Genomic DNA, 14,710 nt, shown 5'->3' with positions numbered 1-14,710 from the left:
TATGGTGGAGCTACGCGGGATCGAACCGCGGACCTCTTGCATGCCATGCAAGCGCTCTCCCAGCTGAGCTATAACCCCAACTCACCTCGGCGCTGACGAAGTTATCTCCGGCAACGGAGGCGCATGATAGGCATCACCCGCTTTGCTGTCAACCCTAAAATAACCGCGACTGATTCGTTTAGTCAAAATTGCAGCAGTTCGCTGTTTTTACCAGCAAGACGCGTGCTATCTCTCTGTTTTATGTCATAAATCGGCTCAAGCACCTATAAAGGAGAGGCCGTGCAGCAAGCCTCTTTCCCCGTGCAATGCTCCCGCTCTCAAGCCTCTTTTGCAGGCTGATCATCAGCTTCTCCCCCGTCACCTCGGGAAAGCCTTTCCATAAAGGGCATTGCATTTGAAAACCCTTTCCATGATTTTTGTAAATTTACAACACGGAAAGTTGATCTGGCTCACAAATGACCATAGGATCAAACCGTGACCCAGGTCACACACCATAACCATAAATGACAGAGCGATGAGGTAAACCATGTTTGAGAATCTGGCAGTCCTGTTCCACCTGCGCGGTGCAACTACCAAGAACGGCGTTGTAGAGAAAGATGCCTATGCCCCCTCCACCCGTGAATACTACTTCCGCTACGGCAAGTAATTGCTGAAAGCCTTTCACGGAAAATGTAATAAAACAACAACACACATCATCACACAGCCCTTTCGAGGCGCTGTCCTGTCCGGGCCAGATGTTCCACGGCCAAACCTGAACTCCACCAAACAAGAATGGGGCCCGCAGGCCCCATCTTTTATTGCTCCGGATTGTCATTGCACTGAATTGTGCGCTGGCTTGTCGGCAAGCCTTGTAACCCTGAAACGGCTCAGAGCTTGATCCAGGCATCGGCCCAGGCCGTACCCTTGCCCGGCTCATAGGCCCATGCAGCACCTGCGCACCAGCCGGTGTAGGGGTGCGGTTTGCACTCATAGCTGACACCGCCGTTGCTGACCCGCTCGCCTGCCTTGTAGGGAGTCCCCTCTTTATAGGCCGGATAGTCAGGCGGCGTTACGCCCCCCTCCTCCCCTTTCACCTGCAGGCTATGGGTAGTGCTGCGGCTCAGATTACCTTCATCTGTGACCGTCAGTTTGATCTCCAGCCTGGTATCGCTGGCCGGCTTGGGCAGGGTCAACTCCAGAGTGACCTGATCCAGTGCCGGGGCAGAGGCTCCAGCCGGGATAGTCCAGGCATAGGAGAGCGGCTTGCCTTCCGGATCGCTGGAGTGCTGGCCGGAGAGGGTCACCTTGCTGCCACCTTCGGCCTGCGCCGGGCCGGTAATATTGGCCACCGGCGGCAGGTTGGTGCCACCGCCGTTATCCTCGATCACCACCTCCGGATAGAAGTGCTGAACGCAGCGGCTGTAATCCCCTGCCTTGAAGGCGCTGAAACGGGTCTGGTAGCCCACCAGCTTGCACGCATAACTCTTGCCGCCGTTGGGGTTCTCTGCCACATAGCTCCAGTCCTGCTCCCAATAAATGGGCAAGGCACCGGCGCCATTGTCGTCAAACACCTTCATATTCTTGCAGCCCAGCACTTCGTCGGATGGCACCGCCACCCCGAGGTAGTTGGCAAACTCGCGGTAGTAGTTGATGCGATTCTGGGACTGGGCGTGCTCGACCGGGCCGCCGCACTCCACCCCGCCGTTGATGATCTGGGTGGTGACCCCGAAGCCCGGCACCAGACCGTTCTGCTTGTCATGGTCATTCGGCTGCCAGGTGCCATCGATGACATGGAGCATGGAGGGCTTGGGCGGCTGCGGATAGGTATAGAAGAACACCGCACTGGCGAGGTTCAGCCAGGTGTCGGCCACCAGATCGGGGCGGTCGAGCAGGGTGCGCACCGTGCCGAACATCGCCTCGGAGAAGGGGCCGTAGTTGTAGTTGTAGGAGAGTTGCTTGGCACCGCGGCCAAAGTAGCTCTTGAACTCGCCATTGTCGAACGTACCGCACGGCCATTGCTGACCCTGCCACACATCGGGGCGGCACTCGGCGTTGTAACCACCGCGCATGGTCTCATTCCATCCCATCTCGCGCACGTAGACCAGCGCCTGACGCCACTCGGCCTCCGGGCGCCAGTTTTCATGGCCACCGGTCTCCTGGGCGAAGTGAGCGAACATGGTCGCCAGGGTCTTGCGGCAGATGGCATCGGCATCGCGGCCATCGCTGTAATCGCTGCACAGGGCCGGGAACTTGGCCGCAGCCTGTAGCAGGCCGCGATAGGTGTACTCGGGGGCGCGTAGCGGGAAGAGGTAGTTGAACTGACCCTCGCTCAGCAAGCTTTCGACCCGCTTGACGTTGCCCGGGTTGTCGGCACGGCCCGGCTGCACCGCCTCGACCACCAGATTGTCTCGGGTAGCGATGGATGCTTTGACCGCTTCCATCGCCGGGAAGTCGGTCAGCGCCTTCTCTTTGGCATCCAGCTCGGCCTGGCTCATATAGACGGGGGTGGTGCTGCCATCCGGCGGGGTTGGCGTCGGCGGATTGGGCTTGTCATCGCCACCGGTATCCGGCGGGGTCACTTCCCCTTCACCGACAAGCTTCCACGGGGTATCCCACTCATTGGCGGCCGCCATGCCCGGAGTCTGACCCGGGTTGACCCACCATTTGGCCTCGAAAACCTGGCCGTTGTAATTGACCTGGCTGCCGCCCGGGTAGGATTTGTTGATGTCGTATGCCTCGGCCGCCCACAGGTGGCCGCTCAGCATCATGCCGGCAAGCAGAAGGGTGATGCGGTTTATTTTCATTATTGTTGCTCTCTATGGTTTTGTGGCAAAAGGCGGAGCCCGCCTGAACAGGCTCCGCCATCTTCATCATGGACTCAACCTAGGGGCAGCTTGCCGCCCCGACATCCAGCCAGACATCGTGCTTGCCCGGCTCGTTGCCTTGAGTCCACCACTTGGCCTTCCACTGACGGCCGTTGTGGTTGGTCAGCTCCCCGCCGTTGTAGGCAACGGTAGCGCTCCAGCCCAGCTCAACCTGACTCGCCAGCGCCCACTGATCGGCGGCGCGGCCCGGTTCATTGCCCTGAGTCCAATACTTGGCACGCCATACCAGCTGGTTGTAGCTCACCTTGTCGCCGCCGTTATAGACCTTGCTGGCCTGCCATGCGGGAACATTCGCCGCTTCCGGATCTGTGGTGTTGCAAGAGCCGTCGACCACGCGCGCCAGCGTCAGCACGACGCGCCCTTCGCTTTGATGGACCCCGTCCGAGACGCTCACACTCAGCTCATGCTGCTCACTAGTGGTGACAGCCGGCGGTAGCAGACGCAGGCTGGCACTGGTCTCGCCTTCTACCTGTGTAGCGGCGCGAGTAAAATGATCATTAGGAGCTAGTGTATTGATCACTTCAGATGATGTTCAATACACTAGGATTAAATGGATTAAATGATACCGATTATCAAGCCAAGTTGGTTAGAGTTAGTGCCACCGCCGCTCTTGGAAAGAGTAAAGGTGTTATCGCTATTGATGGCTATATTGATAAGCCCATCGACTGCACCAGCAGCAGTTCTGATTGGTTGTTGGATGATATAGCCGTTGACAAGAACCTCCTTGGGAACTGATTGGCACATAGGAACACCTATACCTGGATTACCAAAGACAAAAATGCAATGGGAGTAATCGCTGAATTTCCGACCTGAAAGAAGCGATTGTGGACCGGATGCTGATGGAGTATTGAAGATCGTATCTCTGACATCTCGCATCGGTAGACTACCGACAAAGTTGTCTACCGCGGGTTTGTAAAAAGCACTTAACCCAAGCGTCGAAGGATGATTGACGCTGTTACCGCCGATCAGCGGCTTAGTGCCTACACTCGAATCGCTCGTCCACTGGCCCCACGCCTGATCGGGTGTGAGTGTCTTGGAGACCTTTTGCGGGAGGAACTCAAATAACCGAACATCTTTTTTGAGCGGGCCAGCACTAAACAAAACGTTGCTATCGAAATAGTGTTCGAACGTGTAGTTTCCACTTAACACAACCACGCCATCCATCAGCAGTTCAAATTTGCTCCTGTCATGGTGCAGCTTGAATGAATGATAGCTTCCAGTAGTTGTAATGCTAGCGCGGGCTAGTTCCCTCGTGCCTGTATAAAGGATGACTTCGCTACCATAAATGATAACGGAGTTATTGAGATTAACGGGTTCGAGATGGTTGTAGTTAAATTGTATTTGCAGCGGATTAGAGCCAGGAATTAGCTTAAAATACGCCGAAAAAAAACGTGAATATGTTTGAAAAATCAAGGCGTCATCAGATTCTGACGCAGTGCCTGTTTGAATGAGCGTGGTTTCTTTTTTGCTATAAAACCAAGGGTCGGCGCCATAGCAAGTGGCTTGCTGAAGGCGGTTAACATCGATCACCGCTTCCCCTTTTATTCCTGCGTACACCCTGGCCATTTCAGCGAAGTGGTTACGAGTTGACTGGGCTGAAAAAGTAGAGTAACTAGACTCCGTTTTCCCTGTTGGCGTCGGTGTGGTTACATAAGCTATTGATGGGAATTTAGCTAACCCATTGAACTTAAACCAAATTTCGTTCAGACTAGTAAACCCAAGTCCAATCGTATTTTCCCCATTCATCCCGAAAGCCAGAATAACAAGATCTGGACTGAGCGATGAAACATATTCAAACCAAGGCTGGTTAAAATCTGTGTACCATGGAGCTTGTACCGATGCTATTGGGCGTAGGTAGTTTGGCAGGTTTGGAGCATTAAACGCTTCCATCGTAGCCCCGCCGATTGCACGGTTGTAGAACTTTACAGTAATGCCTGGATACCTCAATTTTATTTGTTTTTCTAGGTAAGTAGTTAGGTCATCCGTACCTGTCAACGTGTCAGGGTTGCTGGTTGAGATCGAATCTCCGACCAATACCACGGTTATCGTTCCTTTTCTTAACGCACGCTGAAACTGAGTAAACGAGCGCACACTGCTAGACACCGCTGGAAGCAAATGCCCATCCGACAGCACATCGATCTGATAATTTTCCGGGTTGTGTTTGCTGATTGAGCCGCCGCCGCGGAGGGTTACATCGAGAGGGTTGGTTACACGCCCCAAGCACTTAATGTCGCTGTTAAGCCACACATCCGTAGCACCAGCCGAGATCGCGTCAGCTATACAGTTATTAAGTTTTGTAGTTTGGTCATCAGAGGCCCCGTCGACAACGCCGTAGTTAGCAGCGTTGAAAACATGCAGTCTTTCAAGTTCTTTAGGGGTAGCGGCAATGTCCTCAATAGAGGAACCATCGCTTTCAAGTCTGCTCTCAAGGTTATCAACAACACCCGAGATCAGCTGCTCAATTGCGGTAATGAGCTGGTTATCATCGATCTTGCTCGGTTCGATGCCTGCCGCTTCTAGCACGTTCAGCACTTCGTTGGTCATCTGATTGAACCAATCACCGCCAGGTACTGTCGGCGGCACACCGGGGCCACCCTCTGAGAAGTATTTGCGCAGAGCGCTTTGGACTGGCTTGCGCGCAGGTTCTACATCAACGCCAGTTCCGGTATCAGGCCAGTAAGCCATGGTCACACCTCGTCATAATTGAAATCGTAATAGAAACCCGCCGCTTTCAGGCGGTTAAGAACACACTCAAGAATCAAAGAAGACTGGCCTCTCAATGGTGTCATCACGTCATCAAGAACAGTAAATCTGTCATCTGGCATACCAAACACATCAATGCGCAAAATGAATCTTGTGGAACTTGGATAAAGTGGATAATTGACATCTCGTAATACATGATGAGGCCACTGCTCATTAACCTTGATGTCATAGCCAAGGGCGGCTGCAACAAACTCGATTTGCCATGTAGCAAGGCCGCCTTTGCGGTGATACTTCTCAACCACTGCTGCGCGACGTTGTTCGAATGTCTGATTGGTAATATTGCAATCAGGAAGGCCAAGATAGACCTCCCATTCCGGCAGTAACTGCACCGTCGTTTCAGGGCGCATTTCAAGCAGAAGCTGTTCGGCGCTTAACTCAACTTCCTGCAGTCGCTTGGCAAATCCGAGCGCATACTTTGGCAAGAACGCATCAGGATCGCGTGGCCAAGCGCGACCACGCGGCATCTGTTGCAGCAGCGCATCAGCCCATAACTCTACAGAGTGGGCCACGTCACCACCCCAATCACATTCAATTCGGTAGCGGCTGCAGGCACATCAGCACTCAAATCAAGCACGTAATCTCTCACGCCAGTTGCTGAGCCGATGGCAGTGCGGATCTTTGACAGCAAAAGCGTTTCACCTGGTTGCAATGTGCGCTCATAGCCGTTCAGGTTCTGTTCGATTGCGGCGCGGATATCAACGCTATCTGGCGTTGGAGTAATCGTCAGATTAGTGGTCTTAAGAGTTGGCCCTATGATGACCAGCTCGATACCTGCAGGGCGGCCGACCAGCACGCCAGTCGCCGGGTCAGCATGACGGAACAGGTAATCCTGCATCATGAACTGGTCGGTAGGCGTTGGCAGGATGTCAGCCCGGTCATCATAAACCCAGCCGATCCCTACCGTTCCACCGCCTTGCCACACGTCATAGGCCCATGCGCGGGTCACGCCAGCCACCTCACGCATCCAGGTGACGTAATCGGCCACAGCGCCACCCATCGGCGGATTACGCTTGCGGAACAGCAGACGCTCCAGCAGCTGGTTGATGGGCTCGATATCGGCGCCGCCGCTGATGTCTTCGCTGACGCCGTTGGATTGCAACCCGGGAACGGGGGTTACCAGCGCCAGCGGTTGGCCTGCGGCCAGATTGCCTGCTGATCCTGCCTCTGCAGCCTGCACCTGAACGGCAACAACGCCACCGCTCGGGCTGGCACTGCTGGTGACGGTGTATTGACGACCGTCACTGTGCTGCAGCACGGTACCGACAGGAGCTGGCACTGTACCCTGCAGCGTGACGGGGCCAGCGGCATAGGTGGCCTGTTTGCGGATCACCCCTTCGAACTGGGCTGTTTCGATGATGGTCTGGTCATCCGATTCGCTGGTCGGGATGATCTGACGCACGATCCACATCTGGTGATCGTAGAGGTCGCGCTGGCCAGCGGATACGGCGGTATTCAGCGCCTGCTCGATGCCGAACTTAGGCAGCACGGTGCCGAGGCTTGATTCGATATCCAGCAGTCCGCTGGCGGTGATCTGGCGCAGGGTGGGGACGTTATAAGGCATTGGCTTGCGCCTCCCACCGCTTGTTGATGGTCATGGTGGTGTTGGTTCCGTCAGGGCGGGTGATGGCGATATTGAGCTGCAGCAGCTGAAACTGGGGAATGGTGCCGGTCACCACGATATTGCTGGCGTAATCAGGCTTTAAATGGGCATCAAGGGCGGTTTGCGCATAGGTCACTGCCTTGTTGCGCACGTCGGTGGTGAGCTTTTCGCGGTCGAGCAGCCAGAGCTTGCTTCCCCACGGCTGGTCGGCAAAGGTGTCGCCAATCCAGCCGCGCTTATCGCCGGTACCGTCTGGCAGCACGTCGGAGTCATCGGCGCGGGCGTCGGTAAACAGCACCTGCAGCACCATGGTTTCGAGGCCATCATCCTGACGCAAACCGGCCGAGGTGATTTCAATATCGCCTCGGCCGGTTTCGTTGTTCCAAATGATGGCTGTGGTCATCGCCCCTCACACTGGGGGAGATGTTTGCCCCCCACCTGGTAAATCGTGTTTATGCCCAAGGAACGACTTGCCATTGATGATCACATCCGCATCGGTAGTGATGTTCAATGTGACGTGGAGCGCCCCAAGAATTTCATTTTCAGGAGATATAGTGAGGGTTTGTTCTTCTGCGGTGATACTGACGCTTTTCGCGCTAAGCTCGGCATAGCCGTCTTTGCCAAGGAGGAGGTTGTGACCCTCCAGATGGTATAGGCAACTATCCCCCGCCTCCAAGTCTTTCGGGCGAACGCCCTTATGTTCGACGGCGATGGCCACCAGTCCTGCGCGGGCGCCACCAAGCCCCAGCACGATGGCTTCAGACCCTGCTGGCGGCACGCTGGTGTGGCCGTAGTTCTGGAAGCGCTCGACATCATCAGCCCCTTCGTCAGCCAGCACCTTGAGCTGCAGGTTCTGGCGCTGCAGGGCGTCATTGACCAGGGTGACGATGGCGCGATCGGCAATCAGGCGCAGGCGGCGCTGCAGCGGGGCCAGCAGCTTCTGCACATCACGAATACTTACCATGTGGTTACCTCTTTGGTCTGTTGCTTGACCACTTCCGCGGGTATCAGCATCGCCTCGCGCGGGGTCAGGTTGATGATGGCCTCTCGTCCTGTCTGGTCGCCTTCCATCAGGGTCACCGAGACGATCAGCCAATTCACATCAAGGTCTTGAATATCGTCCTTTACCGGGCACATCCTGTTGATGCGCCAGAGCGGGCCGCTGTCGCCTTCGATGCCTTGGGTGCGCCAGCCAGCAACAGTGATCTCGGTCTGGATACCTTCTCCAATACTGCGCTGTTTCTGCCACTGACCGCGCTTGCTGGCACCGGCCACTGTGGTGACATCTTCGGCGATGATGATGCGGGGGCGATAGCGCGGCACATCCGGATCGGTGATGGTCGCCTTCTGGCCGCCGATGGTAGACGTGGCCGTATTATCCCAGGTTGCGCCTCCGCCGTAGCTGCTTCCCTTGACGATCCATTCTGATGCCCGGTCGCGCATGCTGAAGTTGCCACGGGCCGCCAGAATGTTCTGGCCAAGGATAAGGCTGGCGCCCATTGCCTGCTCGCTGGCCTGTGTCAGCACCAGCTGGCCTTTTTCGTTGGTGGTGAGCAGCACGGCCCGCTGCTTGGCCAAGCGGTCGAGCAGCTCGAAACAGGTCTCGCCCTGCTCGATGGCCACGCGGGGAAAGGCAGCCCCCAGATCGCACTCGACCACCACCTCGATGCCGAACGGCTTGCTGATATCGCGCGCCACCTTGTCGAGGGTGACGTTCTGCCATTGACCGCTCTTGTAGATGGCCGAGCAGTCCACCAGATCGCTGGTCTTGCTGCGGCCGCTGACCACCCAGCTCACCTCTTTGGCGTCATAGCTTGGGGTGAAATCGTCAACGTAGCCGGTCAACACCAGATCGTTGCCGATATGCACGGTGCACGCACTACCTTCGCGAATGACCATCGCCTTGGCATCGTCCCATTTGCGAGTCAGGTGCAACTCGAAATCACCGGCGATATCGCGCAGGCTGCGGGTGATGCGCACCTTCTGCCAGCCGCTATAGAGCTGACCATCCACGCGCAGGGTGATGGGTTCAGCCATTGCTCACCTCGTCCACGACCTGAATGTTGGTGCTCGGTGTGATGAAAGCAGGGTCGCGCAGCTTGTTGCCCATCACCAGCCGATCGCGGTACTCGGCATTGCCATACTGCTGCCACGCCAGCAGGGCCGACGCGGTGGTGGTGGTCAAGGTGATCTGACGGCGGCGCGGCAGCTTGGCGCCACGCTCTCGGCTGTCGTTGAGCAGGGCAAGGCGCAGATCGCGCAGGGCGCGCCACACATCGCTCTGCTCGGCCTCTACCGCATCCATGGCCAGCTCGGCCAATATGTTGGCCCAGTAGTTGGCGAGCTGCTCCAGATCGTCAGCGGTGAGCAGCAGATTGCGATCTGCCCCCACCACGCCATCCATGGTGACAGGACGGCTGATCTGGTTGTTGACCTGATCACCAGTCAGCGACTGGCCGATGGTCACCTGACCGTTCTGGTCAGGGGTAAAGTCGCGGGTGGTACCGAGATCCGCACTGGCAATGGCACTGGCCGCCGCCGTAGCGGTGGCGCGGTCAATCAGGGCGGTGAAGGCCTTGCCGTTATCTAGCGCGGCATTCAGCTCGGTTGGGGTGTCGATGGTCGGCACCGAAGACGCCACGCCGGTGGTCACATCGCTGTTGATGCTGGTAGGCAGGCCGCCAGTGATGGCCAGCTCGGCGCGCATCCCTTCCCAACGGCGGCTTACCTGGTCATAAACAGACAGGGCGCGGATAGGGTCAGTCACCACGCCTTTGACATCCTCCACGATGCCGGTCACCTCGCGGGCCAGTTCGCCCGGGTAGGCCAGCAGCGCACCGACACTATCCTTGGTGCGCATCAGGCGATCGGTCCACTCGCGAAACTGGTCAGGCAGGGATGGCAGGCCGCGGGTCAACTCGTCCAGATCGTCGAGGAAGGTATCGACCATCACGCCCATGTTATCGATGCCGGTGATAAACGAATCGAGGAATGATTGCTCGCTGGCCCCCTGCGCAGCGTCGGCGGCATTGCCCAGGGTAGCCGCGGTATCAATAGCGGCAGAGGGGAACAGGCGCTTGCCAGCCTCCCACACTGTGAAGGTGACATAAGCGACGCCATCCTCTTCGTTATCAAGGCGGTGGCTAACCTCGCCGACCTGCACGGTGCGCACGCCCCACCACGGGTGGATCATCTCGCCAGTGCCCGGCTCGTTCAGGGCATCCAGCAGGCTGCGCAGCTGGGTCAGATAATCCTTGCCGACCAGCTTGCCGGTGATCTGCTCGTTGGTTAGCACGGCTCCGTTGTCTTCTGTCCAGCCGCTTTCGCGCTTGGGGTATTCGCGGGGGATGGCACGGCGGCCGCCTTTTCCTTCCACGGTATTCAGCAGGAATTCAACGCCCCGGAACGAGGCGGTCAAACGCTCTTCAAAGCTCATTCAAACCCTCCTTAAGGCATCAATGAAGGGCCGTTATCGACGCGCACCTGTAGGCCAGGTGCCGTGTCGCGGGTGCGGACGGTGATGCGGTCATCACTGACCTTGATATCGATCCCGAGGTTGTCTGGGCGCGGTGATGGCGTGATATCTCGCGTGAAGAAGGCTTTCATCTCATCAAACACATCGAGAATGCCGGGGGCAGGAGAAATTCCATCTGCATTCAGGTTAAACAAGCCATTGCCCTTATCAGCCAGTTCCTTTGCTCGCTCCTCCTGACGACTCCATGATGGCAACCCGCCGAGTTCAGGAATAAGCGAGATCCCATACAACGCAGTTCCGCCAGCAATCAGCTTCTGAACGTTAAGAACGCTCTTATTGCCAGCCTGATTACCTGCTGGAGTCAAAGATCCATCTCCAAATCCAGAACCCGGCATATTAACCACATAGACCGGGGTAGCCCCCAGATCGGCCATAGCGTCACCGATACCACCGGCACCGCCTTTCCCTTTCTTGAAAATGGCACCTGCAGCCCAACCACCGGCAGCAATGGCACCTTTGGCAACCGGAGCCAGCAAACGGCCACCTTTGTTGAGCAGATAGATACTTCCCAAGATCTTGGCCAGATTCTCATAACCGCCAACCATGTCAGCGATACCATTGGCGGTCTCACCTACCGACTTGAGAACAGGGATCAGCTCTGCGCCAAGCTCTTTGGCATCACGAATTGCTTCTGCAGCTGCCTTGAAGGCATCGACCAGATTGCCGCCAATCTTTTCGACCAGTTCATCGTATTCTCCGGTCTTCTTCATCTCGTCCAGTTGCTTTAGCAGAGACCCGAGCTCCTGCTTGAGCACGGTAAAAGCGCCGCTATCCATCACATCAGTTTTGAACATGGTCCAGCTGTCGCCCATATTGGAGATCATGCCGTTCCAGCTCTCCATCTGGGTTTTCGCTGCCCCCTTTGATGCCAGCCCCATCTGGTCGATAAGATCCTTGATGGCTTTCCTGGTTAACTGGCCTTTGCTGGCCATATCCTGCAATTGCTGGGTGGTGTAACCAAGGCCGTTATTCTTGCCAAGCTCCTTGCTAGCCTTCTGCAGGTAGTCCCAAACCGGCACGCCACGCTCCAGCAGCTGCAGCGCCTCTTCGCCCTGCAGCTTGCCTTTTGTCCATGCCTGACCAAGTGCCAATGAAATACCATCCATTGTTTCGGCTGTGCCGCCCATCATGGCGGCTTGATCGGCAATGGCCTGCATGGTGCCATCCATCGGATCGAGGCCGAACGCCTTCAACCTGACGAATGATTGGGTCACCTCGTTGACGGCATAGGGGGTATCTTGGGCGAACTGTTTGACCCAGCTCATTGCCTTGGCGCCACCTTCCGGCCCACCTTGCAATTTATTGAGCATGATCTGATACCGCTCGAACTCGGCAGCGGTCTTGATAAAGGTGCGTTCAAAGGCGATAGCAGATGCAGCACCGGCCAATACCAGTCGATTGCCAAAGGTATCAATACCCTGACTGGTGGCGGCCATGGTCGAGTTCATCATTGCCAGTGCATTCTTGCTCTGGGCGGCAAACTGACTCATTGACTGGCCATATTGACGAGCCTTTGCGGCCATATTGCCAGCCAGATTGATGACGATATCGGTGACAAGTTTATTGGCCATGATGACCTCTATTTACGACGTGGTGGTGATGGCGGGCGGCTAAGTTGCTCATGGATCTTGAGCAAGCGACGGATGGAGTAACATTTCAGCTCGCTGATAGGGAGGCGATTCCCCATGAAAAAGAGAAACGCCTCCAAAGGTTCAGCCAGCTGCTTAAACTCGCCCCCGCTTGGCTATCTCCTCCAACACCAGCTTATCCAGCTCAGATGCTTTGGTTTGCAGCAAGGTAAGATCATCGCGATGAAGATTGCGCAGCATCTTCATATTCAATGGGCCTTGAATTTCGCCAATATATTCAACTTGGCGACATAACATATTAAGTCCCATGCGAACATCAGATGTATATGAAGCAACTTTACCAGTTGCCAATTCAATTACCTGCTCAGCTTCCAGCTGCGAATCAATAATGTCACTGGCAGTTAATTCGCGCAGGCCAACTTCTTTTTCAAAAGTCTCCTGACCATCAGAACCAGTGACTTTATAACCATGCTCAAGATTGAAGGTCATGACGGCCATAATTAAATCCTTACAATCTTGCGACCCATGAAGCTGGTTTTAATATCGCCAGACTCTTCATTCAGGGTGGCTTGGCCGCATACACAACCGGTCATCATATAGCTGACGCCATTATCGCCTTCCCAAACCAGCTGGGCGTTGCTGATGGCTTTGATGTCGATGATGTCAACATCCTCATCGGCAGCGATAGAGAGGTTCTCAATCTTTGGCGGCAAATACTTCTTGGATTCACCCCATACCACACCAGGGCCGACATGCTGAGTCCAGTCGTTACCACCCGGATCAAGCGTAGAACCGCCCTTGGTTTTGATTTGCTTACCATTCACACGAATGGTCACTTCACCGAGGATTTGTCCCATGGTGTCCCCCTTAGAGTTTGAACTGGATCAGGGCTGCGAAGACGCGCAGCTGGTTGACGACATCCGGATGGCACACGCAGTTCAGGCGGTTGCGATCGGCGGTGTCGCGGTAGACGCTCAGCGTCTCTTTGAACAGGTCGAAGTTTTCCATCAGGCCAGCGGTCACCCAGTCGAGCGCCACTTCCAGAATCGCCTGTTCCATCAACTTGGGCGTAACTACCGGCTGCGCCGGGTCAATCTGGGCCAGCACTTTGTCATCGGCCAGCTTGTGGCGCGGGTAACGGTTGGTGACCATCACCTTGATGTCGTAACGCATCTTGCCCAGGGTGGCCGGGGTGGTGATGTCGAGATAGGACGGATCCGGATCGCCGAAGGCGTTCTGCTGATACATCGACACTTCACGCTCAATGGCCACCACGTCACCGGGCTGCACCTGATAGGTGGCGATGCCGGATTTCAGCAGGTTGTTGCGCTCGTCAAAGGAGAAACGGTCTGCCTTGGCTGGCGGCAAAATGCCTGGAAGCGCCAGCGTTTGCAGCGGCCGTGCCGGGTCGATAGCAAGATGGTATGCCGCTTCACCGCAATAGCTGGAAGCCCATTCCCATGCAGGATGGGGAGCTTTGCTGGTGCCCATAGAGGTCAACAGGAAGTCGTTGCGCGCCTCGCCGAAGGTAATGGTCTCGCCATAGGTACCGCGATATGCGGAATAGGCGATCGCTTCCGACATCTTGAGCGGGCCCCAGCGGGTGATCAGCTCGTCACGCAGGGTGTTCAGGCTGGCTGTGTCGTTGAACGGCATCATGATGTGGTTGTACCACTCGTCCGGCATGGCGGCGATCATGGCGGCCATATCGGGGGCGCCTGCGCCGCCGGTCATCGCCACGGTGGTGACGGTCACGCCGTTCGGCAGCTGCTCGCCCGCGTAGTAGTTGAAGCGCAGGTCGATATCGTTGCCGGTCAGGCCCTTCCACTTGGCGGTGATGTTGACCTTGGCGGTATCAGTGCCATCCACGGCCGCCGTCACCGGCAGGTTCTTCACCGCATTGATGGCGGCCACCGCCTTGGTGGCGATATTGGCGGCGGTATCAGCCGCGACCACGCCAACCTGCACGGTTTGACCGGCAATCAGCAGCGACACAGTACCCGCCACGGCAGCAGGGCCGCCGAAGGTGAACGAACCGGCAGCGGCAGAACCGGCGGCGATATCGCCACAGGCCAGCGCGAAGGTGCGGGTGTAGCTGTTGGCCTTGCGGTAGCGCTTGGCAGCCAGCGCCATCATGGAGCCGACGCCAAACAGGGCATCAATGGCCGATTCGCTGACCGGCACTTCGGTGACCGTCAGCGGGCTGGCGGTACCGGCATCGGCACCAGTGGTGATCATCTGACCGAACAGCAGCACGTTCTGATCCTGGGCGATATTGCCGCTCAGGGCCTGGCTGTTGTCGATCTCGATATAGACGAGCGGCACGCGCACGTCATTGGGGATAGTTCCGAGAGCCATG

At 56.6% G+C, this 14,710-nt stretch carries 12 protein-coding genes, 1 tRNA gene and 1 pseudogene; all 14 read right to left on the bottom strand.

What is annotated here, in order from left to right; genetic code table 11:
- Window positions 1–2 precede the first annotated feature (2 nt).
- Window positions 3–78, bottom strand: a tRNA-Ala gene (locus tag NOM06_RS02645).
- A gap of 788 nt (window positions 79–866) precedes the next feature.
- Window positions 867–2,783 carry a glycoside hydrolase family 19 protein gene (locus tag NOM06_RS02640; protein WP_255909796.1) on the bottom strand — a complete coding sequence of 639 codons (1,917 nt, stop codon included), beginning with the start codon at window positions 2,781–2,783 and terminating at the stop codon, window positions 867–869.
- A gap of 79 nt (window positions 2,784–2,862) precedes the next feature.
- Window positions 2,863–3,339, bottom strand: a pseudogene (locus tag NOM06_RS20870) (carbohydrate-binding protein); the annotation flags it as partial.
- Between the two features lie 80 nt (window positions 3,340–3,419).
- Window positions 3,420–5,549 (bottom strand): SGNH/GDSL hydrolase family protein, encoded by a 2,130-nt coding sequence (locus NOM06_RS02630; protein WP_255909794.1) that lies wholly within the window; start codon window positions 5,547–5,549, stop codon window positions 3,420–3,422.
- 2 nt (window positions 5,550–5,551) lie between these two features.
- Entirely contained in the window at window positions 5,552–6,136 is a 585-nt protein-coding gene (locus tag NOM06_RS02625; protein ID WP_255909792.1) for a putative phage tail protein, read from the bottom strand.
- Window positions 6,121–7,188, bottom strand: coding sequence for a baseplate J/gp47 family protein (locus tag NOM06_RS02620; protein ID WP_255909790.1), 1,068 nt, complete (start codon window positions 7,186–7,188; stop codon window positions 6,121–6,123). Before NOM06_RS02620 ends, NOM06_RS02625 begins: the two co-directional genes overlap by 16 nt.
- Window positions 7,178–7,630, bottom strand: a complete 453-nt coding sequence (locus NOM06_RS02615) for a phage GP46 family protein (protein ID WP_255909788.1) — start codon at window positions 7,628–7,630, stop codon at window positions 7,178–7,180. The genes NOM06_RS02620 and NOM06_RS02615 overlap by 11 nt, the downstream gene beginning before the upstream one ends.
- A 6-nt stretch (window positions 7,631–7,636) precedes the next feature.
- On the bottom strand, window positions 7,637–8,191 hold the full coding sequence (locus NOM06_RS02610; RefSeq protein ID WP_255909778.1) for a phage baseplate assembly protein V: 555 nt from the start codon (window positions 8,189–8,191) through the stop codon (window positions 7,637–7,639).
- A complete protein-coding gene (locus NOM06_RS02605; protein ID WP_255909768.1) occupies window positions 8,185–9,264 on the bottom strand; it encodes a phage baseplate assembly protein in 1,080 nt (359 codons plus the stop codon). The genes NOM06_RS02610 and NOM06_RS02605 overlap by 7 nt, the downstream gene beginning before the upstream one ends.
- Window positions 9,257–10,663: a DNA circularization protein gene (locus NOM06_RS02600; RefSeq protein WP_255909765.1), complete on the bottom strand. Its 1,407-nt coding sequence runs from the start codon at window positions 10,661–10,663 to the stop codon at window positions 9,257–9,259. Before NOM06_RS02600 ends, NOM06_RS02605 begins: the two co-directional genes overlap by 8 nt.
- Window positions 10,664–10,674: 11 nt before the next feature.
- The gene (locus tag NOM06_RS02595) at window positions 10,675–12,333 is read right to left on the bottom strand and encodes a tape measure protein (protein WP_255909763.1); all 1,659 of its coding nucleotides are present in this window, start codon (window positions 12,331–12,333) and stop codon (window positions 10,675–10,677) included.
- Between the two features lie 153 nt (window positions 12,334–12,486).
- A complete protein-coding gene (locus NOM06_RS02590) occupies window positions 12,487–12,849 on the bottom strand; it encodes a phage tail assembly protein (protein ID WP_255909761.1) in 363 nt (120 codons plus the stop codon).
- Between the two features lie 2 nt (window positions 12,850–12,851).
- Window positions 12,852–13,208 carry a phage tail tube protein gene (locus NOM06_RS02585; RefSeq protein ID WP_255909759.1) on the bottom strand — a complete coding sequence of 119 codons (357 nt, stop codon included), beginning with the start codon at window positions 13,206–13,208 and terminating at the stop codon, window positions 12,852–12,854.
- A gap of 10 nt (window positions 13,209–13,218) precedes the next feature.
- A complete protein-coding gene (locus NOM06_RS02580) occupies window positions 13,219–14,709 on the bottom strand; it encodes a phage tail sheath subtilisin-like domain-containing protein (RefSeq protein ID WP_255909757.1) in 1,491 nt (496 codons plus the stop codon).
- Between the last annotated feature and the right edge of the window lies 1 nt (window position 14,710).

This window comes from Aeromonas sp. JL9 (assembly GCF_024436075.1).
In the GTDB taxonomy this organism is placed as follows: domain Bacteria; phylum Pseudomonadota; class Gammaproteobacteria; order Enterobacterales; family Aeromonadaceae; genus Aeromonas; species Aeromonas veronii.
Note: the sequence above shows the minus strand (reverse complement) of the source record. Positions and strands in the feature narration are given on the sequence as shown.